Source organism: Rossellomorea sp. DA94 (genome assembly GCF_029834455.1).
Classification (GTDB): domain Bacteria; phylum Bacillota; class Bacilli; order Bacillales; family Bacillaceae_B; genus Rossellomorea; species Rossellomorea vietnamensis.
This window is the reverse complement of the sequence record NZ_CP122397.1, coordinates 3,328,067-3,351,292: the sequence shown is the minus strand read 5'-3', so window position 1 is coordinate 3,351,292 and position 23,226 is coordinate 3,328,067. Positions and strand designations below refer to the sequence as shown.

Annotated in this window: 28 protein-coding genes; 24 read left to right on the top strand and 4 right to left on the bottom strand. The window is 42.1% G+C overall.

Translation table 11 applies throughout. The features are described 5' to 3' along the window. Positions 1 to 325: 325 nt before the first annotated feature. Positions 326 to 1,552 carry a TolB family protein gene (locus P8596_RS17445; RefSeq protein WP_279724454.1) on the bottom strand — a complete coding sequence of 409 codons (1,227 nt, stop codon included), beginning with the start codon at positions 1,550 to 1,552 and terminating at the stop codon, positions 326 to 328. A gap of 213 nt (positions 1,553 to 1,765) precedes the next feature. Here P8596_RS17445 and P8596_RS17440 point away from each other — a divergent pair, with 213 nt between their 5' ends. The 3 genes from P8596_RS17440 (at position 1,766) to P8596_RS17430 (ending at position 4,468) form a co-directional block, all read left to right on the top strand. Then, positions 1,766 to 2,278, top strand: coding sequence for a sigma-70 family RNA polymerase sigma factor (locus P8596_RS17440; RefSeq protein WP_279724453.1), 513 nt, complete (start codon positions 1,766 to 1,768; stop codon positions 2,276 to 2,278). After that, complete coding sequence (locus P8596_RS17435) at positions 2,271 to 3,791, top strand: hypothetical protein (RefSeq protein WP_279724452.1); 1,521 nt, start codon at positions 2,271 to 2,273, stop codon at positions 3,789 to 3,791. Before P8596_RS17440 ends, P8596_RS17435 begins: the two co-directional genes overlap by 8 nt. Positions 3,792 to 3,997: 206 nt before the next feature. After that, positions 3,998 to 4,468: a DinB family protein gene (locus tag P8596_RS17430; RefSeq protein ID WP_279724451.1), complete on the top strand. Its 471-nt coding sequence runs from the start codon at positions 3,998 to 4,000 to the stop codon at positions 4,466 to 4,468. Positions 4,469 to 4,528: 60 nt separating this feature from the next. On the opposite strand, the gene P8596_RS17425 is transcribed toward P8596_RS17430, so the two are convergent. Beyond that, positions 4,529 to 5,269, bottom strand: coding sequence for a MerR family transcriptional regulator (locus P8596_RS17425; protein WP_279724450.1), 741 nt, complete (start codon positions 5,267 to 5,269; stop codon positions 4,529 to 4,531). A gap of 175 nt (positions 5,270 to 5,444) precedes the next feature. Here P8596_RS17425 and P8596_RS17420 point away from each other — a divergent pair, with 175 nt between their 5' ends. The 17 genes from P8596_RS17420 to P8596_RS17340 all read left to right on the top strand — a co-directional run bounded on the left by P8596_RS17420 (position 5,445) and on the right by P8596_RS17340 (position 15,246). Continuing rightward, positions 5,445 to 6,419 (top strand): ABC transporter ATP-binding protein, encoded by a 975-nt coding sequence (locus P8596_RS17420; RefSeq protein WP_279724449.1) that lies wholly within the window; start codon positions 5,445 to 5,447, stop codon positions 6,417 to 6,419. A 3-nt stretch (positions 6,420 to 6,422) separates the two neighbouring features. Continuing rightward, a complete protein-coding gene (locus P8596_RS17415) occupies positions 6,423 to 7,235 on the top strand; it encodes an ABC transporter permease (RefSeq protein WP_279724448.1) in 813 nt (270 codons plus the stop codon). Positions 7,236 to 7,240: 5 nt separating this feature from the next. Then, entirely contained in the window at positions 7,241 to 8,029 is a 789-nt protein-coding gene (locus tag P8596_RS17410) for an ABC transporter permease (protein WP_279724447.1), read from the top strand. 80 nt (positions 8,030 to 8,109) lie between these two features. Then, positions 8,110 to 8,655 carry a GNAT family N-acetyltransferase gene (locus P8596_RS17405; RefSeq protein WP_279727023.1) on the top strand — a complete coding sequence of 182 codons (546 nt, stop codon included), beginning with the start codon at positions 8,110 to 8,112 and terminating at the stop codon, positions 8,653 to 8,655. Positions 8,656 to 8,667: 12 nt separating this feature from the next. Next, complete coding sequence (locus P8596_RS17400) at positions 8,668 to 9,408, top strand: HAD family hydrolase (protein WP_279724446.1); 741 nt, start codon at positions 8,668 to 8,670, stop codon at positions 9,406 to 9,408. Beyond that, a complete protein-coding gene (locus P8596_RS17395; protein ID WP_224519329.1) occupies positions 9,392 to 9,967 on the top strand; it encodes a hypothetical protein in 576 nt (191 codons plus the stop codon). Before P8596_RS17400 ends, P8596_RS17395 begins: the two co-directional genes overlap by 17 nt. Beyond that, the gene (locus tag P8596_RS17390) at positions 9,957 to 10,208 is read left to right on the top strand and encodes a DUF4440 domain-containing protein (protein ID WP_397545300.1); all 252 of its coding nucleotides are present in this window, start codon (positions 9,957 to 9,959) and stop codon (positions 10,206 to 10,208) included. The genes P8596_RS17395 and P8596_RS17390 overlap by 11 nt, the downstream gene beginning before the upstream one ends. Before the next feature lie 100 nt (positions 10,209 to 10,308). Beyond that, positions 10,309 to 11,154, top strand: a complete 846-nt coding sequence (locus P8596_RS17385) for a DinB family protein (protein WP_224519330.1) — start codon at positions 10,309 to 10,311, stop codon at positions 11,152 to 11,154. A gap of 127 nt (positions 11,155 to 11,281) precedes the next feature. Further along, the gene (locus P8596_RS17380; protein ID WP_279724445.1) at positions 11,282 to 11,623 is read left to right on the top strand and encodes a hypothetical protein; all 342 of its coding nucleotides are present in this window, start codon (positions 11,282 to 11,284) and stop codon (positions 11,621 to 11,623) included. A gap of 41 nt (positions 11,624 to 11,664) precedes the next feature. Beyond that, positions 11,665 to 12,039, top strand: coding sequence for a hypothetical protein (locus P8596_RS17375; protein WP_279724444.1), 375 nt, complete (start codon positions 11,665 to 11,667; stop codon positions 12,037 to 12,039). Between the two features lie 15 nt (positions 12,040 to 12,054). After that, a complete protein-coding gene (locus tag P8596_RS17370; RefSeq protein WP_279724443.1) occupies positions 12,055 to 12,255 on the top strand; it encodes a hypothetical protein in 201 nt (66 codons plus the stop codon). Positions 12,256 to 12,310: 55 nt separating this feature from the next. Continuing rightward, a complete protein-coding gene (locus P8596_RS17365; protein ID WP_279724442.1) occupies positions 12,311 to 12,772 on the top strand; it encodes an NUDIX hydrolase in 462 nt (153 codons plus the stop codon). Continuing rightward, positions 12,769 to 13,530, top strand: a complete 762-nt coding sequence (locus tag P8596_RS17360) for a hypothetical protein (RefSeq protein WP_279724441.1) — start codon at positions 12,769 to 12,771, stop codon at positions 13,528 to 13,530. Before P8596_RS17365 ends, P8596_RS17360 begins: the two co-directional genes overlap by 4 nt. Positions 13,531 to 13,544: 14 nt before the next feature. Continuing rightward, positions 13,545 to 14,093, top strand: coding sequence for a GNAT family N-acetyltransferase (locus tag P8596_RS17355; RefSeq protein WP_279724440.1), 549 nt, complete (start codon positions 13,545 to 13,547; stop codon positions 14,091 to 14,093). After that, positions 14,074 to 14,586, top strand: coding sequence for a phosphoribosylanthranilate isomerase (locus P8596_RS17350; protein ID WP_279724439.1), 513 nt, complete (start codon positions 14,074 to 14,076; stop codon positions 14,584 to 14,586). Before P8596_RS17355 ends, P8596_RS17350 begins: the two co-directional genes overlap by 20 nt. A gap of 49 nt (positions 14,587 to 14,635) precedes the next feature. Beyond that, positions 14,636 to 14,845 carry a hypothetical protein gene (locus P8596_RS17345; protein WP_279724438.1) on the top strand — a complete coding sequence of 70 codons (210 nt, stop codon included), beginning with the start codon at positions 14,636 to 14,638 and terminating at the stop codon, positions 14,843 to 14,845. After that, entirely contained in the window at positions 14,842 to 15,246 is a 405-nt protein-coding gene (locus P8596_RS17340) for a hypothetical protein (RefSeq protein ID WP_279724437.1), read from the top strand. Before P8596_RS17345 ends, P8596_RS17340 begins: the two co-directional genes overlap by 4 nt. An 83-nt stretch (positions 15,247 to 15,329) precedes the next feature. Here the strand turns inward: P8596_RS17340 and P8596_RS17335 are convergent, their stop codons facing one another. Beyond that, positions 15,330 to 15,824, bottom strand: coding sequence for a hypothetical protein (locus P8596_RS17335; RefSeq protein WP_279724436.1), 495 nt, complete (start codon positions 15,822 to 15,824; stop codon positions 15,330 to 15,332). Between the two features lie 247 nt (positions 15,825 to 16,071). Between P8596_RS17335 and P8596_RS17330 the strand changes: the two genes are divergently transcribed. From P8596_RS17330 to P8596_RS17315, 4 genes are all read left to right on the top strand, one after another. Then, the gene (locus P8596_RS17330) at positions 16,072 to 20,163 is read left to right on the top strand and encodes a phosphodiester glycosidase family protein (protein WP_279724435.1); all 4,092 of its coding nucleotides are present in this window, start codon (positions 16,072 to 16,074) and stop codon (positions 20,161 to 20,163) included. A gap of 262 nt (positions 20,164 to 20,425) precedes the next feature. Then, positions 20,426 to 20,953 carry a chloramphenicol phosphotransferase CPT family protein gene (locus tag P8596_RS17325; protein ID WP_279724434.1) on the top strand — a complete coding sequence of 176 codons (528 nt, stop codon included), beginning with the start codon at positions 20,426 to 20,428 and terminating at the stop codon, positions 20,951 to 20,953. Positions 20,954 to 20,987: 34 nt separating this feature from the next. Continuing rightward, complete coding sequence (locus tag P8596_RS17320) at positions 20,988 to 21,182, top strand: hypothetical protein (protein WP_279724433.1); 195 nt, start codon at positions 20,988 to 20,990, stop codon at positions 21,180 to 21,182. 284 nt (positions 21,183 to 21,466) lie between these two features. Next, positions 21,467 to 21,919, top strand: coding sequence for a GNAT family N-acetyltransferase (locus P8596_RS17315; protein ID WP_279724432.1), 453 nt, complete (start codon positions 21,467 to 21,469; stop codon positions 21,917 to 21,919). 42 nt (positions 21,920 to 21,961) lie between these two features. Here P8596_RS17315 and P8596_RS17310 read toward each other — a convergent pair whose 3' ends face one another. Beyond that, positions 21,962 to 22,927 (bottom strand): quinone oxidoreductase family protein, encoded by a 966-nt coding sequence (locus P8596_RS17310; protein WP_279724431.1) that lies wholly within the window; start codon positions 22,925 to 22,927, stop codon positions 21,962 to 21,964. Positions 22,928 to 23,226: the final 299 nt, after the last annotated feature.

Sequence of the window (23,226 nt, the reverse complement as noted above, 5' to 3'; positions counted from 1 at the left end):
GGGAATTATGTATGATAAAATACAAAAACAGAACCTTTAATAAAAAAGAGGTGATATCAATTGGAGGCATTAGGGGTAATTGTCGTCATCATTTTATCTTTATGGTCGATTACTAAGACTTTAGAAAAAATCTCAGACAAGATTTTAATAAATCAAAACAAGCAGACTGAGTTATTAGAACAAATAAAAGAAAGACTTAATGACAATGTTAAATAAATAAGGGTCTTCATCTAAATGGATTAAATGAATAAATCTCATAAAAAAGTCGGTCAGAGGCACTCAGCCACTGACCATTTTTCATGAAAATCAATCAAAGAAGCCAACATTATTCTTCAAAAAATACAATCTCCTCAATATCCCTAACCCACTCCATAGCATCAGTCCCATCCGCATTTCCAATCCACAGATCCCTTTTTGTATCAGTGAGGGATTTCCCCCTTAACCAAACGAGTTTTTCAATGGATGGAATATATTGAGGAGCATAGTCCCCATACCCTTTTGGAGGGCTCGTTATCTTCGTTTGTTTCGTCGAATCGATATTCAAGGTGTAAAGGGCGGGCAGCGGATGCTTGCTAAAGTCGTTCGTCCACTCTTGTTCCTTGATCCTCGACACGACCAGTGAGTTGTCAGTCATCCAATCAAAATCAAGGTCAGCGTAATCTGCAGGTGTATAAGTCCCTGACGCAGGCATTTCTTTTACCTTTAAGTCCTTATTTTTGAAGCCGAACACGATTCTTCCGCCGCCTGCGATATAGGCTAATGTGTCGGTTGAAGGTGACCACTTGGGCTGTCCTACCTGCAAAATCATTTCGTCCAAGACCTCGAAATTCTTCCCGAGACTATCAATGACACAGACCATATCGCTGTCCATGGACCAGGAAGCGGTGGGAGATACGACAAATGAAATCCATTTGCCGCTCGGGGAATAGGTCAGCTCTTCTGCATTGACGGCAATCAGTTTGTTTTGTTCATTTGTCCCGATTTCTTTAGGTAGTGTAAAAAACGGCTCCACGCCTCCGAATAAAACAATATCCTCATAATTATCGCCGACTTTTTTAGTAAACAAAGAGGCACTTGACCATCCATCCGGGTTGAGGTTCCCAGATGAAGACAGAAGGAATCCACTTCCGTCCGGGAGCCACGTGAAATCACTGACCCCGGTTGCGATGTTGTAGAAACGGTTGAGGTCAGAGATATCTAAGATTCCATTATTAATATAGGCAAGATGGTTTTTATGGGGAGCCCATTTTGGTACATGGCCATTATATGAAATTTTCTTCTTTTCACGAGTGGCGAAATTGTATATCCACAGCTCAGACTGCCCACCGGTTGATGATTCCGCTTGATATGCAAGTAGCCTTCCGTCGGTTGACCATTTTGGTTCGGAGTGGATATTGCCCGTGTTCGTGACTTGAGTTTCCTTTCCATCTGCTAAGGTCCACACGTTTCCTTCCCTGATAAAAGCAGCTTTCACTCTATTATTAATCGATGCAGAGGGCGTCGATGGGAAAATAAGTACAAATATAATGGTTAGCAGGATGGCTGGTTTCATAGGGAAGTCTCCTTTTTTGGTGGTGTATTTACTATTTTCTTGAAACGGATTAATTATGTAGGGGTCAGTTATTGACTCCAATGCTAATTTGAAAATAAACGAAAAAAGGATTTTTTGGTAATTTATGCAACCATTCAATTTAAGCATCGTCTAAAGGTTGAAAGGTAGTACATGAGGATAGGGGATTAGAAGTTGTTTATGGAGCAAAATGAAATGAGCAGAGAAGAGACGGTTGAATGGTTAATGGATGAGTATGGGAAGAAGGTTGTGCGACTTGCTTATACCTATTTGAAACAAGAGCAGCTTGCAGAGGATGTAGCACAGGAAGTGTTTATCAGGTGTTATCAAAAGTTTGATACGTTTCGTCAAGAATCATCCTATCAAACATGGATTTACACCATAACAGTAAATCTGTGTAAGGATCGGTTGAAAAGTTGGAGTTTTAGGAATCTCGTGTTTAGTGATTTCTTTTCTTCTAAGGGGATTAGTCATCACACCCCAGAGAGCAGTGTTCTTCACCTCGAAGCAAAAACAGAACTATCCCAAAGTGTATTGGGTCTTCCCATCAAATATCGTGAAATCATGATTTTGTTTTACTACGAAGAGTTTACCTATAAGGAGATTGAAGAATTGTTGGGGGTCAGCAGCCAAACGATCAAGTCCAGATTACATAGAGGAAGAAACATGTTACGGAAGAAGCTTAAAGGAGGGGAGGGAAATGAGTGATATGTTGGAAAAATTGAAAGAAGAATTGGATGAACAGGTACTGAAAGATTTAGATTTCAGGGAGAAAAACAAATCGGTGGTAAGAAACCACTTTAAGAGTAATCTTGAGCCGAGTAGAGTAAAGAAGCACTTTGGAATAGGGTTAATTTTAAGCTTCTGTTTTACAGCCTTATTTTTGGGAGTCGCCTGCTTTTTTATCTTGAATCATTTGGGTATAACACAAGACGAAAGCCTTTCTCAAAAGAATGAAAAAACGAATGAGATTCAAGAACATAAAGAGCTTACTCATCCACAGCCAAAAGAGAACGATGAGGTTATGACAAAAGAGGAAGTTCTCCATAAACTATTTAATTCAGTCGATTACTTTGAGACAGCGGCCGGCGAATTCGAATCATACTATTTAAGCAAATCATCGGTTGAGTATAAGGTGAGTAATAAAGGTGTGATTGGTGGATACGAAAAGGTTATCGATTATCCAGATCCGAAAAATCCCCAAACGAAAGAAAGGGTAAGTAAAACGTATTATAACAAAAATCATGTTTGGCATCTTGACTTGAACTCAATGGAATCTGTGAAATTTGACATAATGCCGGAAAAGAAAAGACCAGTCGTAAAGGCAGATGACATTTTCAAACTGGACCCAGATGATATACTTGAATACGATACAATGAACATTTTCAGAGAAACTCCTCCAAGCATGTATGCGGGAATATCACTTTATGCTGATACATTCATAGCCAAATACTTAAGACCTGAAAATGAATGGTCAATTGAAAAGCAAAATGAGAAACTATTGGGACACAATACGCTGGTTATTACAGGTACACTGGACGATAGCCTGGTCGATACCATGCAACCAGATGAAAAAGAATTTAGGATATGGGTGGATAAAGATACTGGAATCATGGTGAAAAATGAGGTCTATAGTAATACCGGGGAACTAGTCAGTTATTTACATCCAAAAAGCTTGGAGATTAATAAAACATTCCATGAAAATGAGTTCGAGCCTGATCTTGACGGATTTCACTCTTTTAGGGATGAGAGGGATAGGGAACTCGAAGTCATTGAACATGCTGATACAAAACGGAGTGAAGTAGAAGAAGTAATGGCCATTCAAAGGGAGACCATGCCTTTGTTTTATGAGTTTAACGATCCGAAACTCTCCCCTTTTTCCGCCAGTATTGAAAAATACCGCAAGGATCTTCACTCTTATGTCGTCTACAGTTATGACAAGCCTGTAAATGAAGTGGGGTCCGGTTCTCGTTTGCTTTACACAAGGATACATCCTAAGGACACATACCTCAGAAAAACAGGCGATTTTGTAAGGCCACTAGGCGAAGAAATTGATTCAATGCAAATGAACGGAATTCAATGGCATATGTTCAAAGTGGAAGACACAGATGAAGTTTTTGTAAAAGGAGAGAGCGGTGACTATATGATTGAAATTGTCACGCAAAAAGTATCCGGCAGTGAATTGAAAAGGTTGTTGGGCACATATAAAAAAATAGAATAGGTTTACTGGCGCATATCAGGAGTTAAGATATGCGCCTTTTCTATATGTTTCAATTTATCATGACACATTGGATTAACTGAAGAGAGAGTGGAATAAGAATCCTGGTTTGTTGGAGAAGAGTTTTCTATTTTGTGTTTTTAAAAGGAATTATCCAATCTTTGATGAAATACTAAGAAGATAGATTAATTTGTATGAGGAAAGAGAAAATGAATCGAACAGATCTACTCTTAAGAATGCTCGACACCACTTACGACCAGGAAAGTTGGTATGCGCCCCTAAAACCGGCAATAGAAGGACTCACTGCTGAACAGGCTTGTTGGAGACCGGATGGAGAAGCGGCGAAAACCATATGGGAAAATGTGAATCACCTTACTTATTACAAAGAAAGATTGACGGCACAATTAGAAGGGCGTGAATGGAACCAAACTCTCGATGGTAATGATACTTTCTATCTAACGGAACAAATAAAGGATGACAAGGAATGGGGAGCAGTCGTTGAGCGTATTGAATCGGCCCATGGTCGCTTAAGGGAAGCACTTAGTAAAGCAACGGCTGAAATGCTTGAAGAACATTCTCTTGAAGAGAAATTATTGGACATCATGATGCATGATGCTTACCATACGGGTCAGATCATGCAATTGAGGAAGATGCAGGGGGCGTGGCCGTCGCAGAGGTGAATGGTGGAGAGTGAAAAGCTGGGATCATAAATGATCTCCAGCTTTTTTCTGCTTTATTCCTTACTCCGACATATCACTAAAATAATCTACCTCTTCCAAATAATTCACCAACTCATTCAACGTCCCCAACGACTTCAATCCCTTATTCATCTGCTCTCTCATATCCACGATCCGACCTTGAAGGATGGGAAGGATATCTCGGTAGTTTTTCCTCTCAATCCCTTTAAGAACCTCCCTGCATTGATCGAATCCCATACCGGATAAACGCAGTAGTTTAATGATAAATAGTTTGTTCATCAATGCCCCATTGAAGTAGCGATAGTTATTCTCTCCTCTGCTGGCTTCAAATAGTTCTTGCTGCTCCCACACTCTCAAAGTAGAAATCGGCAGGCTCAATCGCTTGGATACCTCTTTGTAGGTGACGGGTCGTTCAACTTGAACCTTTGGGGAAATTTCCTGATTGCTTAACGTTGATTGCAATTGCTCGATGACCAATGTGCTTTCTTTGTAGTTATTAACCAGTACGGCCTGAAATTCCACTGCCAAAATAATAGCCGCTTCCCGTTCTTTTTTCACAAGATGTCTCATCATTTTGGCCACTTCTGTCCATGAATATCCAGCCATCATATGACGGGATGCTTCGAAAAATCTCTTATGTATCTCGCTATATTGCCGATAGTTGTTTTTCCCTCGAGGGGCATGAGGGATGAATCCCCATGTTTCATATTTTCTGAGCAGGTCGGCACTTAAGTTAAATGGCCGTGTGATTTCGATTCCTCTATAAACACGCAAATTCATCATATCCCCCCCCTCAAAACATTGAAGTAAAACATGAAAGTCTCATTCCGACTTTTTTATGTATTTTAAATGATCATTCCACGTCTATTTTGCTAAACCCTCGAACCTTGCAACAGAGTGCTACGATTAAAGTATAGGTAAAGTATTTGGGATTTTCAACCAAAAAAGGAGAGGTTATATGATGCAGGTTCAGAATTTAGGGAAGACCTATGAAGTCCCTGTCAGGGAATCGGGTCTCAAAGGAGCTCTATCAAGTTTTATGAAACGGGAGAAAAGGGAGATATGTGCTGTGACGGATCTTTCTTTTGACATTCAGAGAGGGGAGATGGTCGGGTTTATCGGGTCGAACGGAGCGGGAAAGAGTACCACCTTGAAGATGCTTAGCGGCATACTGCATCCTTCGAAAGGAGAAGTGACGGTGCTTGGATTTACGCCTCATCAACGTCAACATGAGTATCTGAAGAGGATTGCATTGATCCGAGGAAGCAAGCCTCTCTTTGCACCGGCTGATTTGACGGCACTGGACGCACTTCATATGCAGAGGATCATTTATGATCTCGATTTTAAGGAGTTCTCTAAGGATTTAAATAGAATCGTGGATTGGCTGCAAATTGAACCCTATTTTAAAAAGCCTCTTCGAACACTTTCTTTAGGAGAGAGAATGCGTTGTGGATTTGCCTGTTCTTTGGTGTATAACCCCGAAGTCCTTTTTCTCGATGAACCGACGATCGGTCTTGATTCCAATGCACAGCAACGGATCCGGCATTTCTTGAAAGAATATAATCGCGAAACCGATGCGACGATCCTGTTGACCTCTCATTACATGGAGGATGTGACCCAGCTGTGCAAGAGAGTGATGGTCATTGATAAAGGCCGGTTGCGATTCGATGGAGAGATCGATCACTTGGTCGAACGGTTGACTCCATATAAATTTATTGTGTTTACCCTTGAGCATTCAAGCGTGTTGCCTCCTGACTTATCCGGAATGGTTGAAGAGGGACAGGGTGGGAAGTACACCATGCGTGTTCCGAACGCACAAGTTCCTTCCGTGACCGCACGCTTACTATCGGAGTATTCCATTCTTGACTTAACCGTCGAACATCCAGTATTTGAAAACACGATCCAACAATTATATACAACGGAGGTGGTGTGATAGATGAGTAGAATCGCTGTTCTCAATTCCTTTCGTCTGCTTAAGGGCTATACGGTGTGGAAGACGATGGATGTGTTTAGCTGGAGGTCATTCGTTTACCTGCTCGTCTTTTCTCATTTGATCACACCATTAATTTCGTTATTTGTTTGGCAAACGGTTACGGCAGAAGGGCAGGTTGTTGGAGGATGGGAATCCAGTCAGTTTATGGTCTATTATTTAGCGATTGTTATGGTGCGACAGCTGACGGTCTCGTATGAACACCATATGCTGGGCATGCAGATTTATAATGGAGAACTAACGAATCTATTATTGAAGCCTCATCATCTGCTATATGCCGTGATAGGAGAAAACCTCGCTGTGAAAATAGTATCCTACACAGTTTCGATTCCCCTGGTCATTGTTCTTTGGTTATGGCTAAGCCCGGAAACTGCACCGTCTCTCACACGCATTTCTCTCTTTATCCTTACTGTCATCAACGCCTGTATCCTTCGCTTTCTGTGGCTTTACTTGCTGACCCTTGCTGCCTTCTGGACAGAAAAAACGCAATCATTGGTCAACGCTGGTGAAGTGGCCATCTTTTTTATCGGGGGAGAAGTGGCCCCTCTGTTTCTTATAAACGGAGCGTTCAGTGACTGGCTATACTACGCCCCTTTTTACGGGATGTTAGGTTTCCCGGCTGAAGTCCTGACCGGGACCAGAGGTGTCTCTCTTACTCACGGATCGCTTCTGCAGGGTGGATGGATCGTCATTCTGACACTCTTATGTACCTTGGTGTATAGAAAAGGCATTAAAAGATATTCTGCTTTAGGAGGTTGAAATCAATGAGAAAAAAGTTTGCTTTAGTATTCCTGTTCTTTAGAACGTCGCTTATGACCCAGCTGCCTTACCGGGTGAATTTTCTTACTCAGGCTCTTTCTTCACTATTCTATTTTGCAAGCGGGGTATTCGGCCTCCGGATTGTGTTTCAGTTTACAGAATCCCTGGCAGGATGGACGTTTGTTGAAATCATCACGTTATTAGGAGTCTATCAATTGGTGGCAGGTGTCCTTTCGCTTTTTGTCACGGGGAACATTGAAGCACTTCCAGATAAGGTAGTTGACGGTCATTTAGATGAAACGCTCTTACTTCCGGAGAATGCCCAGTTCCTATCGAGCTTCGGGAGCTGTAATGTATGGGCACTCACTGACACCATCCTTGGGGTGACCGTCATAACGGGGGCTGTCTTTTTCCATTTCGAAGAGGTCGTGCTTCTTCATTTCATTCAGTTTGTCCTTTTATTATCGTGCTCTCTCATCATCAGTTACTCCTTCAGAATGTGGATCGGCACGCTGTCATTTTGGCTCGGAAGAACAGGCGGCGGCTTCGTCCTGTTTTCGAGTATATGGACGATGGGGAAGTATCCGGTTGATCTGTATCCTCCGATGATCAAGTGGCTTCTTTATACCCTGGTTCCTGTTGGGATTGTGGCTGCAGTTCCGACTTATGCCCTTTTTTATGGAATATCATTGGTTCAGTTGATGGGATTGTTGTTGTTAACCTGTATCATTTCGGTTTTTACGAAGTTTTTGTGGATGAAGGGATTGGGAAGGTATTCGAGTGCTACGTCTTGAAGTTACTATTGTTAGGAATTAGAAATTAATGGATAATAGTTTCAGAGTATATTGAGCACAAGTTTAAGGAGTGGATCGATATCATTATTCGTCCAATAGAATTTCATATTCGTAATCTACCTTATATCATAAGGTCAGCAAGAGAAGAAGATGCTCAGAACCTGTCAGAAGTAAGGCTCCAGGTCGATGGAGAGACAGAAAACATGGATAGGGAAAAAGGTGAAGCGTACATAGATGAGGCGGGTTTTAAACAAATAATCATTGAAGATACAGCGAGTCCTCAGAATCTCTTTTTGGTTTGTGAAGTGGGGGAAAGGATTGCCGGCTTCTCCAGATGTGAAGGGAAATCATTAAAGCGGATTGCTCACAAGGTAGAGTTTGGTGTAGGAGTATTAAAGGAATTCTGGGGATACGGCATCGGGAAAAATCTATTAAAAGAGAGCACACGTTGGGCAGATGATAACGGCATTAAGAAGATCACTTTGAATGTCCTCGAAACCAATGAAAAAGCCATCATGCTCTATAAGAATAACGGGTTTGAAGTTGAAGGAGTATTGAAGAGTGATAAATTATTATCGGATGGACGTTACTACGATACTGTGGTGATGGGACGGTTACATCCGTAAGGAGTGGTTCCTATGAATCTGACAGATAAGCCAATGAAAAAGTATAGCCTTCTTTTATTTGACCTGGATGACACGCTTCTTGAAAATTCCTCATGGTTTGACGATGGGCTGGTTCAGACGCTTGCCGAACATCTTTTGACAAAGGAAATGGATGAACAACAATTTTTGAAGAAAATAAAACAACCTCCAAGATCTCTAATCGATAAACTTGTAAGTGGTGAACTAACTACATTTGAATTTAAAAGAGAAAGATGGAAGAGGGCTCTTGATTCCTTTGAAGTGAAAGCAGAGATTGAAGAAATTGATCAGCTTGTATCACTCTTTGTTAACAGGAGTATGAATTTTATTACTGCCGATGAATCCGTATTACATTTAATGAATGAACTGAATAAGCAATTTGAAGTTGGAATTGTTACAAACGGACTTTATGACCCTCAACAAAAGATAATCAATATGGGGTTAGGGGATATATTCAGTCAAGATAAGATCATCCATGCAGAACCATTAGGTATTAGAAAGCCCGATTCTAGAATCTATACTATTGCTCTAGAAGCATTTAATAAAAAACCTGAAGAGACGATATTCATAGGCGACTCGTGGACGCATGATGTAGTTGGCCCCATGGAAGCAGGAATGGAAGCGATATGGGTTAATTTCAGAGGGGAAGAAAAGCCAACGGATTATACTCCGTATGCAATCGTTTCTTCTATTGTGGAAATAAGAGATATTTTGGTGAGTGGCAGTGGTGAATAGCTCAGTGGGCATTCGAATAACGGCTAAAAACAGCATGGATAATGAGATTCGGGTTAGAACAGAATTGGAATTTTTAATAAGAAAGTATAATATAAAGAATTATTTCTTTACAGATGCTGTAATCATTAACGAATCAGCTGAAAATCCTCATAGCCACCCGGTATTAACTTTAAATACCAGACATTCAGGAGATATTTTGCTTTCTACATTTATACACGAACAAATCCATTGGTATGCCGTTCAGCATTTTCCAAGAATGCAGGCCGCAGTACAAGAATTGAAAATCATCTATCCTACAGTTCCGGTAGGCTACCCTAATGGTGCAAGGGATGAGTTTTCTACATATCTTCACATCATCATCAATTGGCTCGAGCTTGATGCAATTTCTGTATTGTTGGAGAAGAGCGAATACGAAGAAGTAGTGGATTTTTTGAAGAAAGATCATTATAGATGGATCTATAACATGGTTATTTCGGATTATGACGTTATTAAGAAGATATTAGATAAGTATGAGATTCAATTAGGGAAGTCGAAAGGAGGAATGGAGAGTGATAAATGAAGACATAAAAAAGAAACTACATCAGCTGGAATCAAATCTATTAAAACCAGAAATTCGTTCATCCAAAACAGAGCTCACCCGGATTCTAGCAGAAGGATTTTTTGAGATTGGGAGTTCGGGTAAGTTTCTTTATCAAAATGAGGAGATCAGCGAAGAAGGTATTGGTGAAGTGAAGATGACAATGGATCACTTTGAAGTCCATCCATTATCTGATGAAATCGTATTGACTACATATAGTTAAGAAGTTCGATTTGGAAATGGGCAGATGAAAGGTGGCAAATGGTGTTTCATCAAGGTACCAGGGTTAGTTAGGATACCAATTTTTTCTTAGGGGTGAAGATATGCAAAGTGCAAAGCCTAGATTGGTTTTAACGGTGGATGATCTTGAACGATCTCTTTCATTCTATCGTCATTTGCTTGGTTGGAGTGAGGAGTGGAGAAAAGATACGATTGCACAATGGAAGCTTCCTAGTGGCGGGGCTGTTTTATTCACGGAAGGAAACCAAGAGGATTTCAAGGAGTATACCGATGTCGCTTTTGTCAAACCTGATCCCGGTCAGCGGTTTTATATTATGGGAGAGAAAATTGAAAAACTAAAGCGAAAGTTTGAGGAAGAACAAGTTGATTTTGAACTGGAAGTAGATCCTGGGTTTGGTCAATTAATCATGGTAAAGGATCCGGATGGCTATATCGTTTCACATTGGGAAGAGTTGTTTATGTCAGACGAAGAGATACTATCACTTTATAAACGCGGGATTGATCGAATCGATACCGTGCTAAAGGGGTTATCGAACGATGATTTGGACTTGGTTAGAGCTGAAGGGAAATGGTCCATTCGGCAAACTGTGCTGCATTTCATTGATTCGGACTTGACTATGTTCCATCGTATTAAGTTTGCGCTAGCTGAAGACGGTAGAAATTATAAGAATAATCCTTACGACCCCAATCTATGGGAAACGGGAACGAATTACAAAGGTCGATCAATCGAAACCGAGGTATCCCTTTTTAAATTGATACGGGAACACGTACTCAATCTTTGTGAGAGCTTACCAGATTCCCTCGATAGAAAAATTCAAACGGAAGACCAGGGTGAACTGACCGTCAGGAGAATGATCAAAATGGTGGCAGGTCATGCTAAAGGGCATCTTGAACAGATTGAAGAAACAAGAGACATTCATCACGTGTGAGGCGGGAAGCTTATCAATTTCAAATGATAAGCTTCTTTTTTATCACTATATATTGAGTTGTTGTCAGTAAACTGGAATAATTGGAATTGTCAGTAATAAAGCTATTGTATCAGGGGGGGAACTTCATTTGAAAAAAATAAGCATTTTTATTATTAATATTCTAGTTGTCCTTTCCCCCCTGTTCGGCTGTGGAAATGATGGAATCAGCAGCGAGGAAGCGGAGAACATTGCAATGGAACAATTTGAAAAGGATGTAAAGGAACACAATGAAACTGCCGTCAAAAAAATCAATCTAAACGATGTGGAACTCCTTTCTAAAGAAACCAATTTTAGCAGCTCTTCTAAGGCTTGGGAGATTACATTAAATTATAAAGATTGGTTTAAGAGAGAAGATGAGGTGACGAATTCGATTGCTCAATATAGTGTGAATCTTGATGGTGAGATCATTCGAAATTCGAATTCATTTTAAGAACTGTAGACGCATTAATCAAATGTTAGGAGTGTATCCCTATGTTTAGAAAATTCGTCATACTAATAGGAACGATTCTTCTGTTAACTGCCTGCAACACCAAAGATTTCTCCTTCTCGGGTGAATCCGATCACTGGCATGCTGACCTAAACGTCAACCAGTCCAGTGATTTTGAAAAACAGGATTTTGTCTTGAAGTACAAAGGGGATAACGTTGATTCTGTTGGTGACGTTGCCTATACGGTCAAAGGACGTGGCGAATATGGAAGAAAAGGAGAGCCCCTTGAAGAAAATGGAGTCATCCGGCACAGCAGTGAATCAAATCCCACGAATCCCAAAATGAGTGAAGATACTGAGGTTAAGGTAACGGTGAAGTGGGATGATCAAGAGGAAACATTTACTCTAGAAAAAAATTAAAAAAGGATGGATTCTATGTCAGAGAAAACGTTTCAAGTGGGGTTGTGGTTGACAGCCGTGCTGGGATCGCTTGCCCTGTTTGTTGCGACAAGATTCATCTGGAAAGAAGCGAAAGATGTACTTTTACTGGTTTATATAGTAGTTGGGTTTCTGATGAATTTTATTGTTTCGAAAATCAGAAGTATTAAGACTGAAGAAGCAAGACATAAAGGGTGATGTTCTTGAATCAGGTTGAATGATCGTTATGGTACATGGCACAAGGAGGAAAATAATGAACTACGTCAAAGATCTGCGTAAACTCGTTGGCACCAGACCCCTCATTCTCCCCGGGGCTGTCGTCATCATCTTAAACGACCAACAGGAAGTCCTTCTCCAACACCGGACAGACGGTGGCTGGGGGCTTCCGGGAGGATTGATGGAACTGGGTGAAAGTTTAGAGGAGACGGCAAGGAGAGAAGTGAAGGAAGAAACCGGTCTTGAGATTGGGGAACTGACCCTTGTAAATATCTTCTCCGGTAAGGACTATTATTTCAAAGTATCGAATGGGGATGAACTATATTCCGTCACGGCTGTTTATGTCACAAAGGATGTGAGGGGAAAAATGGACATCGATGAAACCGAATCGGTTGAAGTCCAATTTTTCAAACTGTATGAACTGCCGGGTGGATTAACGGATGAATATAAAAGCTATATTATGCCATACATAGATCAAGTAAAGAAGGTGCAAGTATGAACGCTTCAGAAAGCATATTGAAAACATGGACAAAATTTAATGATTTTCCCATGGAAACGTTAACGAAAGTCTGGTTTTATCATCAGGGGAGTGTAAAGAAGCAGCGGGATGTCTCCCTTATGCGTGAACATCGGGAACAATTCTGCATGTCGGGGAATTGTTTCGATCTCGGACTCTGGTTACTGGATGAATTTAAAAGAGATGGCGTCGAGGCGTATCCCGTCGGTCATAATTTGAATTCGGAAGAGGCTCATGCGGCCGTCATTGCTCTGAATGAAAAAGGGGAACGATTCCTTTGTGACCTTGGCGATCAATGGTTGAATCCGATATTAATAGATACTCAAAGTCCCGATTATACCAACGAAAAATTAGATGGTTTTTTTCCTGCTGCAAAGGTGCAGGTTCAAGCTCATCCATCATGTACTGAAATCCTCTATCATAGACCGAATGGAAAAGTATCGAAACAAGTTTTCCAGACTGAACGTATTGAGATGGATACATTCTTAAAGGCTGCTGAGCATTCTCAACATATGATAAAGAACCATCCATTACTTGAGTGCAGAATACCGTATCAATCCGAAACGGCGCATTGGGAGTTTTATAATTGGGAGAGCTTTCTGAGTACGACAGAAGGATTAATAAAAGATTCGAAGCTTGAGACGGTGTCTGAATGGGCTGAAAGGATTCATGGGAAAACGAGCTACAACAAAGCAATTCTAACCGAGATATTAGAGCATTATAAAAGCATACAAGTTTGAAAGGAATCATGACTATGAAAACAACCGCATACGTGACACTAAGGGAATTGACGCTTGACGATGCAGAAGACCGCTATCATTGGTGCCTGGACCAAGAAGTGACCAAACACTTAAACATGCCAGAAAAATATCCTCCCTTCAGCCTGGAAGAAACCCGTGCCTGGATCGACATGTGCATCAGCAAAACGAATGGATATGAACAAAAGGCGATCATGACGGGAGAAGGCAAACACATCGGCTGGATCGATTTGAAAAATATTGACCGGTTAAATAAACATGCAGAACTTGGAATCGCGATTGGGGATAAAACATACTGGGGAAAAGGCTACGGGTTAGCAGCCATGCGCGAGATGCTTCAATGGGGTTTCAAGGAACTCGGGTTGAACAAGATTTGGCTCAGGGTAGAGATAGATAATGAGAAAGCCATTAAATCGTACAGAAAAATGGGATATGTGGAAGAAGGCATTTTAAGACAGGATCGATTGAGAAACGGTGAGTTTGTCGATCGACTGCGGATGAGTATTCTCTGGGAGGAATTTGTCTATGAGCCAAAAGTTTTATGAATTTATTGAGATTGCCAGGAAACTAAATGGGATTGGAATTACGCCACTGCTAATGGGTTCGGTGGGATTGGAAGTGGTCACCGGCAGAAGCTGGGACGCACAGGATCTGGACATCCATGTGCCTGGTGATAAGCGGGGATGGGAAGTCCCTGCAGAAACATCCATACATAACTGGAGTGAAATTGTAGAGCACATGAATTCCATGGGCTATGCGCTGATCGATTTGCATGAACATGAATTTTCGAAAGATGGACTATCCGTGGAGTTTGGGATCATCGATACCCTGCCGGAATTTGCTGGAGTTCGGATGGAAGATTTAGAGATTCATCGAAAGGGAGAGGTGACCTATTATTTGTTAAATCCGGAACAGTACTTACGTGTGTATGAAGCTTCCTCCAAGGATAGCTACCGGGCAGACCAGAATAATCATAAGGACTTGGGGAAGATCGAGTATTTGAAACATGTAAACTCTCATAAAGAAGAAAACGTATAAACCATATATGTTACAGTGAATATAAACCAAATTCTGGAGGTGTGGAAGCATGTATTTCTTGATCTTTCTAGGAATCGTCGTCTTATATTTTGCCATCCGTATTTTCATCGGTTCAAGGAAAATGAAGTTTTATGGAAACAGCATTAAAAAGAATTCCTCAAATCACAGAGACGAAGCTTATCAAAAGTCAGCACAGCATTCCCAACAAGCTTCGAATGCGAATAATCAAACAGGTGGTGGGGGTGGACCTTCTGCATGAATCTGTTGAAGTATCTCACTTTCTTCTTGGCATTGGTGATTACTGGCTGTAGTATCAATGATGTCGAGCGTAATGAAACATTCGAGAACGATCTATCTTCCACGGTGAAAAATCAACAAAACAAGGAAATCGAGATTCACTCCATAGCAGACTTCAAGTGGGACAAAGCGTATTTGTTTCCACCCTATACTCCTCAAATGAGTATAGAAAGAAAGCTCGGGATTGAATACGATGACCCCAGCAACATCAGCAACAGGGATGAAATCTACTTATTCGTTTTTCTCCATGAAGGTAGAGTGGTGCAGTATGCGGAAATAAAGCGTCATAAAGCTGATTTTACAATGGATGGAAAAGAGTATCTGACTCCTTCTGAGGATGTATTGAAGGTGGAAAGATATTAATTTAGCAGGTTCTAATGATTTTATTAAATAAACAAATGGGAACTTCTTTGATTAGAAGTTCCCATGGAGATATCCAAGAGAGTTTACTGATTCATTTTTTCCAGTAATCCACCAACATCCATATTTCGAATGGAGACAATCTTCCCGTCTTCATTTAAATTTATTCTTGCCGCGACGATTGCCATGCTCGATTCACCATTCTTACTGTATTCCACATCCACCTTACAATCATAAGCAAGGTCTGAATCCTTAATAATTTCAATATTTGTTGGCTTCATCAGATAGCCATTTTCAAAAGAAACGCGCTGATAAAACAAGATAAGATTCTTATTCACCATGTCTTCCCAATCCATTAAAAGAGGCTCATAGTTCTTTTCTACATACTCCTTCAGCTCAGGTGGGAAGACGCCATCTTGTTTAAAAGCCGCCGTGAGTTCTTCATTTGGTCCGGTGAATTCGTTTTTGATAATGGTCCGGATAGTTTCTATATTCTTATCACTTTCTTTGGATATGTTGCAAGCTGTTGCTAAGATCATGACTGAGGCTAACAAAAATAATTTTACAGCAAGTTTCTTCATATTAAACTCCCCCTTATTTATCTTTACGGATAGATATGGGAAATGTTTCAATTTTATGAAGCTGAAAATCGTAAAAAGGATTTTCAGCTTCTTTTCTATTGTTATGAAAGTAATGGGCCCTATTTCCCCTTTTTATTTCATTGTCGAAAAATTACAAATAATTTACTTTTCATTAAACATTTTCCGTTATGATAAACGTGTCTAATGCTGATGGATTTTAGCGAATACGAGATTGGGAGGTATATTGATGAGGAGTTTGAAGAAGAAGGCTTGGCCAGTAGTGTTATCCATTGCAGTCGCTGGAAGCATGGTTTTACCGAATTTTGCAGAAGCTTTGGGTGAGTTTGATCTTGATTCCTCAGTAGTGCAGGTTCCTATTAATGAGTACCGTGCTGATCTTGCCCCAGGTATCATGGAGAAGCATTACAGCTTTGAAAGCAGTGATGGTAAGAAAATTGAGAGTTTCGTAGTTGATGTGGATGTACAGAATCCGAGTGTCACGATTGAAGCGGGAACTCCGAATGACGGGACGGCGTTTGGACTGCAGCCTGTCAGGCAGCAGGCAAGTGCCGCCGATGGGGAGAACCATAAAGTGGTGGCTGCCGTGAATGCCGATTTCTATAACATGGCGACAGGGGAACCCACAGGGATTGTGTTCAAGGATGGAAATGCTATCAAAGCTCAGCTTCGTCAGGGGTGGGGATTCTTTGGTGTGAAAAAGTCCGGTGAAGCTGTCATCGGAAGCACGGCCGAGTATGATGGGGTCAAGGATGATTTGCAGGAAGCCCTCGGTGGGAATGCGATTCTCGTCAAGAACGGTCAAGTCTACCAAACTCCCCAAACGGGAGCGGATAAAGAGCCTCGGACAGCTGTCGGAATCAAGTCTGATGGAGATGTATTCTTCGCAGTGATTGACGGCAGGCAGGAGCCGTATTCAAGCGGCATCTCCATGCCTGATCTAGCTCAACTGATGATTGATTTAGGGGCGGTTTCGGCCCTTAACCTGGATGGTGGCGGATCTTCTACTTTTACCACCCGTACACTCGGAGGGGATGATCTCGAGGTTGATAATATGCCTTCTGACCGCGGTGAGAGAAGTGTGGCCAACTCATGGCTGATAGTGTCAAAGGAGCCTTCGGATCATCTCTTTGATTCAGCCTACGTCTCCCCTTATGATACATCCTTTACGCCTGGATCTACCGTCCAATTCAGTGCAAAAGGCAGAGATATGGCGATGGCCTCTGCTCCTCTGCCAGACTCTGAGTTGACGTGGGAACTATCAGATCCGTCATTTGGGACCATTGATGAAAATGGGGTCTTCCAATCAAACGGAACAACAGGTCAGTTGCACGTCGTGTTGAAGCATCAAGGGAAAGAGGTCGGTAAAAGCATCATCGAAATTGAGACACCTGATGCCATTACTTTTTCTTCACCGGAATTGACAGCAGCCAGAAACAGTGAGATTCCATTGGGACTGATCACCACATTTGAAAAGCGGGTAGTCGATTGGAACCTTGAGGACATTGAATTTGAGATTCCGGAAGGACTGGGTACGATTGATGAGGAAGGTGTGCTTCATACAAATGATAAAAGTGTAAAAGGGACGATTACAGCCCGACTGAAAAATACCGACCTGACAGCTCAGGTGAAAATTTCAGTAGGAACTCTTCCAAAAGTGTTGTTTGACTTTGAGAGCGATTTAGGAACGTGGAAAACAGCTACGGCGAACCGGGGAGAGAAAGGGACATTGAATCAATCAACCTATCCTGGTCCAGTCCGATTTGGGGATCATTCCTTAAGCCTTGACTTTGATTTCACCGATGCTCAAACCGGAACCACCCTTGGAGTGTATGCCGGGCCGGGAGTGAATACGGAGATTGAAGGAGATCCACAGAGCATTGGAATGTGGGTGTATGGAACACCTGAAGCCAAGGGGTACTGGCTTAGAATGATGATTGTGGATGGGAACAATAAGAATCAAACGATTAACCTGACCGGCGAGAAGCCGGGGATCGATTGGACCGGATGGAAATACATCGAAGCCGATATCCCGGACTCTTTTACAGGGCCTTTTAAACTATCAGGCACGCAGACAATCCGAATGATGTCCACGAAGTCCGGCATAACAGGCCCTATGACAAAAGGATCTCTTTATGTGGATAATATCCGTGCGGTTTACGGAGAAAAAGTCGATGATTTATATCCACCGGTTATCGAGTCCGTTAATGCAGAAGAGAAGGAATATACAACGAGCTCAGTGAATTTAAAAGCAAACGTGCATGAGTATGAAGATGATCCATTCAAAACAGGAATCGATTGGGATAGAATTAAATGGTTTGTGGATGGTAAGGATTACTCGAAGAGAGAGGGCCATTTCTCTTATGACATGGACGGCTCTGTGTCCCTGAGCGGATTACAGTGGGCAGATGGTACCCATCAATATACCCTGATGGTGCCTGATAAATTCGGGAACCAGTCGGTGAAGACGGGCTACTTTACCGTGAATACTGGAGCTGCCAAGATTGAGATCATGCAGGATCAAGAAAAAGCACTCTTAGGGGATGCATTCGAACTGACGGTAAAAGCGACCAATCCAGCTGATATCTCTGAATCTACGCTGACACTGCAAGTGGATAAAACGTTCCCAGTGGCTGACGTTACTTTCGGAGAAGGATTCACAGGAAGTACATCCAACTATGACAGTGAATCGGGACTCCTTACCATCGATCTGGTGAACAGTGGGGAATCGGAAAATACAGCCGATGCAGCAAAAATTCACATGACCATTCCACCATCAACAGCTGAAGGCAGCAAACTGAAAGTAAAAATGACAAAAGGTGAAATCGTCTACGCTAAGCCTGTTGAAGAGACGTTCATCTCCACCTATTCAATGAAGCCTTTAAGTGTTGAAGTGGACGCAGCGTTAGAAGTGGAAGCAGATCCAATATTATTAGGTAAACCTACAACGATGAAGGTAATGGATCAGGAGGGGAATCCTGTAAGCGGGGCAGAAATCTTCGCCTCTACCGGAGATGAGCCTCTCTCGCTTGGGAAAACGGGGGAAGACGGATCACTCGTTGTGGATTCCATTACAAATGATATAAGTGACATCACCCTTTACTCTGTAAAGGACGGTCACTATTCATTCAAGCTTGATACACAATCCTATCCGGCACTCGTGGAAGAAGCAGAGCTGAAAAATATCATCTCGCCAACAACAGATGATCCTTATAAAGACAAGACGTTCACTTGGATGTCCAGTCCTCTGGGCAAAGAAGAAGCTCCTATCATCCAATATGCCAGGAAAAAGGATTACGACAAAAAGGGCAACAAGAGCCTAAAAACGGAAAACGGCACATGGAGCGATGAAGTGTTCAGCGGAGAACTGGACATTACGAAGAATGGTATCGTAAGGGTCAACCAGGTCACACTGGAAAAACTCAAACAGGACACGACATATGTGTACCGGGTAGGAAACGGAGAAACCTGGAGTGACCTGGAGGAATTCACCACATTAAAACGAAGCCATTCCTTCGAATTTGCCGTGCTCGGTGACACACAATCGCCGTCGGACTTGAGCTTGTTTGATCAAATCCTATCGAAGGTTAACGACCAGGACCCTGCGTTCATGATCCACGTCGGCGACATCATAGATGAAGCGTCTAAATTCAATCAATGGGATGATACATTAGGGATCATGAGCCAGTATGAAAACATCCGAACCACAAATCTCATCGCGGCTCTCGGGAATCATGAATACATGGGAGACAATGACGCGAGTCTGGCCAAAGCGATTCTTGGCTCACCAGACAATGGTCCTGATACAGACAAAGGCGGTACGTATTCGGTTGAATACCAAAACATGCACATCAGTGTGCTTGGGTTTACCAGTGACACCGGAGTACTGGATCAACAACTTGAATGGCTGAAGAAAGACATGAAGAGCTCAGATAAACCATGGAAAATCCTTGTGACCCATAAACCTCCTTACTACACCAATCCATTTGGAGGAAACGAAATCATGAAGGAAAAGCTGCCTCCAGTGGCCGATGAACTCGGAATCGACATCGTCTTCTCCGGACACGACCATGCATACGGTCGGACGAAGAAACTTAAAGATGGCAAAGAAGATGAAAATGGAACCGTCTATGTAGTGGCAGGCACCACCGGCAGAAAGCACTATGATGCAGTGGCAGACGAGAAATTTGAATACGTCAATATGGAAAACATCGCCGTCTATATGAGTGCGAAGGTAGAGAAGGATACCATCACATTTACGACCCGCACATCTGATGGTGATGTGATTGATGAATTTTCGGTTGTGAATGAGGAGTACTAAGATTTAGGACGAAGAGGTGTTATGCGAAGAATGCATAACACCTCTTTTTACCTGAATCGGATCTAACCGGCAGTCTAATGGGGCACTGATAGAATCAACATCTTCGCTTCATGTCTAACTCAATGTACGAAACTGATGAGCGCTACAATTAGACTTTAACCGTTAAAATTCCATATTGATCTTTACGCACACCAATGGAAAATGTTTCAATTGAATGAGAAGTATTTGTCTCTAGCTCGGAATACAGAAAGGGGGGATCCCCATGACCAGCATCATCATCCTAAACGGAGGCTCAAGCTCCGGCAAAACGACGCTCGCAAATTGCCTCCAACATTCATTTTCAGAGCCATGGCTGAGATTCAGCATAGATGACCTGATTGAGTCTATGCCTGATGCCATGCTCAAGAAAGACAGCGGAATTAAATTGAATGAAGACGGGTCGGTAAGCCCAGGTACGGAATTTCGGGAACTGGAAGCGGCATGGATGCACGGTATTGGAGAGATGGCAAGAAGAGGGGCCAAAATCATCATCGACGATGTTTTTCTTAGTGGGTTGGAAGGTCGTCAAAAATGGGAGACTGCCTTGGAAGGACTGCAGGTGCTGTGGGTTGGCGTCTTCTGTGATTCGAGCGTAGCGGCTGCCCGTGAGAAAGAAAGAGGAGATCGCATCGAAGGGATGGCTGTATCACAGGCTACCATCGTGCACAAAGGTATGAATTATGATGTAACAGTGGATACATCGAAGTCATCGGCTGAGGAATGTATTCGATTGATTAAACAACAAATGTAAGTTTAGTATATTATTTTTTCCTGGAGGAAGATTCATGAATCATGTAACAAAAGGTATCGTATTTGTATTAGCAGGAGTTTTACTCTTATTATTATCATTTATTCTCCCGCTACCAACCCCGTTGTGGGCTGTCATCCTTAGTGCGAGTATTATCCTAAACTGCGCAGGAACTGCGTTTCTTATAAGATTTATTCAGGAATCTGATCAGAAGAAGAAAGAGTTGGAATAAAAAGTCTATGAAAAACGGCAGAAGTTATGTGGCATTCTTTCTGTTTTAGAGAACAAAAAAATAGCTTACCAACAACACTGGTAAGCCGCTACAAATAAGGAATTTTTCGATTTACAATAAGGGGTCCTGCCTTAAACCACTATCTTCAAGATGAAGAATAATTTCAGTATACTATTATTTTTAGGTTAGTAAAGGTGATATGCCTAGATGAATATTTTTTTCTTAATGTGTTGTTCAGAATAAGTTATGCTTGAAAATCTTTAGGGATTCAGTGGAGGTAGACAATGATCATCAGAAAACGAAACAAGGATGAAGAACTTCCTATGGAGCTACTTCTTCTGGCAGATCCTTCAGAGACAATTGTGAAGGACTATACCACCAGAGGAGAATGCTTTGTAGCGGAGCTCGAAAAGAAAATCGTTGGCGTATACGTCTTACTGCCAACAAGACCGGAAACAATCGAGCTAGTGAACGTGGCGGTGGCAGAACTACTGCATGGGAGAGGGATCGGTAAACAGCTAGTGATGGATGCCGTAAAGGTGGCCAAAGGGAAAGGCTACAAGACCATTGAAGTCGGGACCGGGAATTCAGGCGTCGGCCAATTGGCCCTTTATCAAAAATGTGGTTTCAGGATCGTCGGGGTGGATTTGGACTTCTTCGTCAGACATTATCCTGAAGAAATTTATGAAAATGGAATTCAGTGCAGGGATATGATTCGGTTGACGCAGGATTTATAAGAAGAGACCCTTCCGAGTTGGAAAGGGTCTCTTTCAATTTATTTAAGGAATCAATAAAATCTTCCCTGTGCTTTTCCTGCTTTCTAAATACTCATGAGCTTTTGCGCCTTCGCTTAAAGGAAAGACCGTTGGTTCAGAAACCTTCAATTTTCCTTCCTGAATCCAGCCGAATAACTCATGTGAGCGTTTCACCCGTTCTTCGTGAGAAGTCAATACATTCCATAAATCGCCGCCGGTCAGGGTTTTCGACGTGTCCATCAGCATCCGGGGATCAACTGAAACAGGATCGCCTCCCGCCATACCGAAGAAGACGACCGTCCCTCCGATGCGAGTGGCTTCAAAACTGTCCATCAACGTTGAACCAACTGATTCATAAACGACGTCCACGCCGTTACCACCTGTCACATCCTGGACTTGTTGTTTCCAGTCTTCACTGTATAAAAACATGTGATCGGCCCCAACCGCAAGCGCCGCCTGCCTTTTTTCTTCCGAAGACGTTAATCCGATGACTGTGCCACCTAATATCTTAATGATTTGAACGAGGAGTTGTCCTACTCCGCCGGCTGCAGCATGGACTAAAACGGTATCCCCACTCTTGATACTATAGCTGTCTTTCGTTAAGTAATGAGCTGTAAGTCCTTGTAACAAAAGGGATGCAGCCGTTTCATACGATATTTCATCTGGCAATGGGATGGCTTTATCCTTTGGCACGGCCACAAGTTCCGCATTCGCATAAGGTACATCGGCAAACGCGATGCGGTCCCCAACAGCCATTCCTTGCACGTTGGCCCCAATCTCTTTGACGACGCCTACTCCTTCATACCCACAAATATATGGTGGCTCTCCTGCTAAGTGATAATTTCCTTTTCTTCTATATACATCAGCGAAATTCAGGCCGATTGCCTTCATTTCTAATAAGATTTCATCCGTTCCTATGGTGGCATCTTCAATCTCACGGTAATGCAAGACATCCGGTCCGCCGAACTTTTCAAATACAAGTGCTTTCATTATGTACTCTCCTCTTTAACATCAGTCTCTTTTAGTGTAACCAGTTGTTTGGTTTTTGACTAGGGAAGAGCTTATCTTTCATGCTCGTAGGGTACTTCCAGGTGCCTATGCCACTTCAAAGTGCGTTCTTCCCAAAAAGTTAGCTATCCTTCATAATTCATTTTAGCTTTTCAAACAGTACCTGCCTATTTTCATTGAAGAGGTTTGAAAGGTATATAGGCACTTAGGAGTCCCTAGGTTACAAAAAAGTACCTACATGACTTTAAAGTGCGTACTTCTCATAAATAGTTGTACCCATT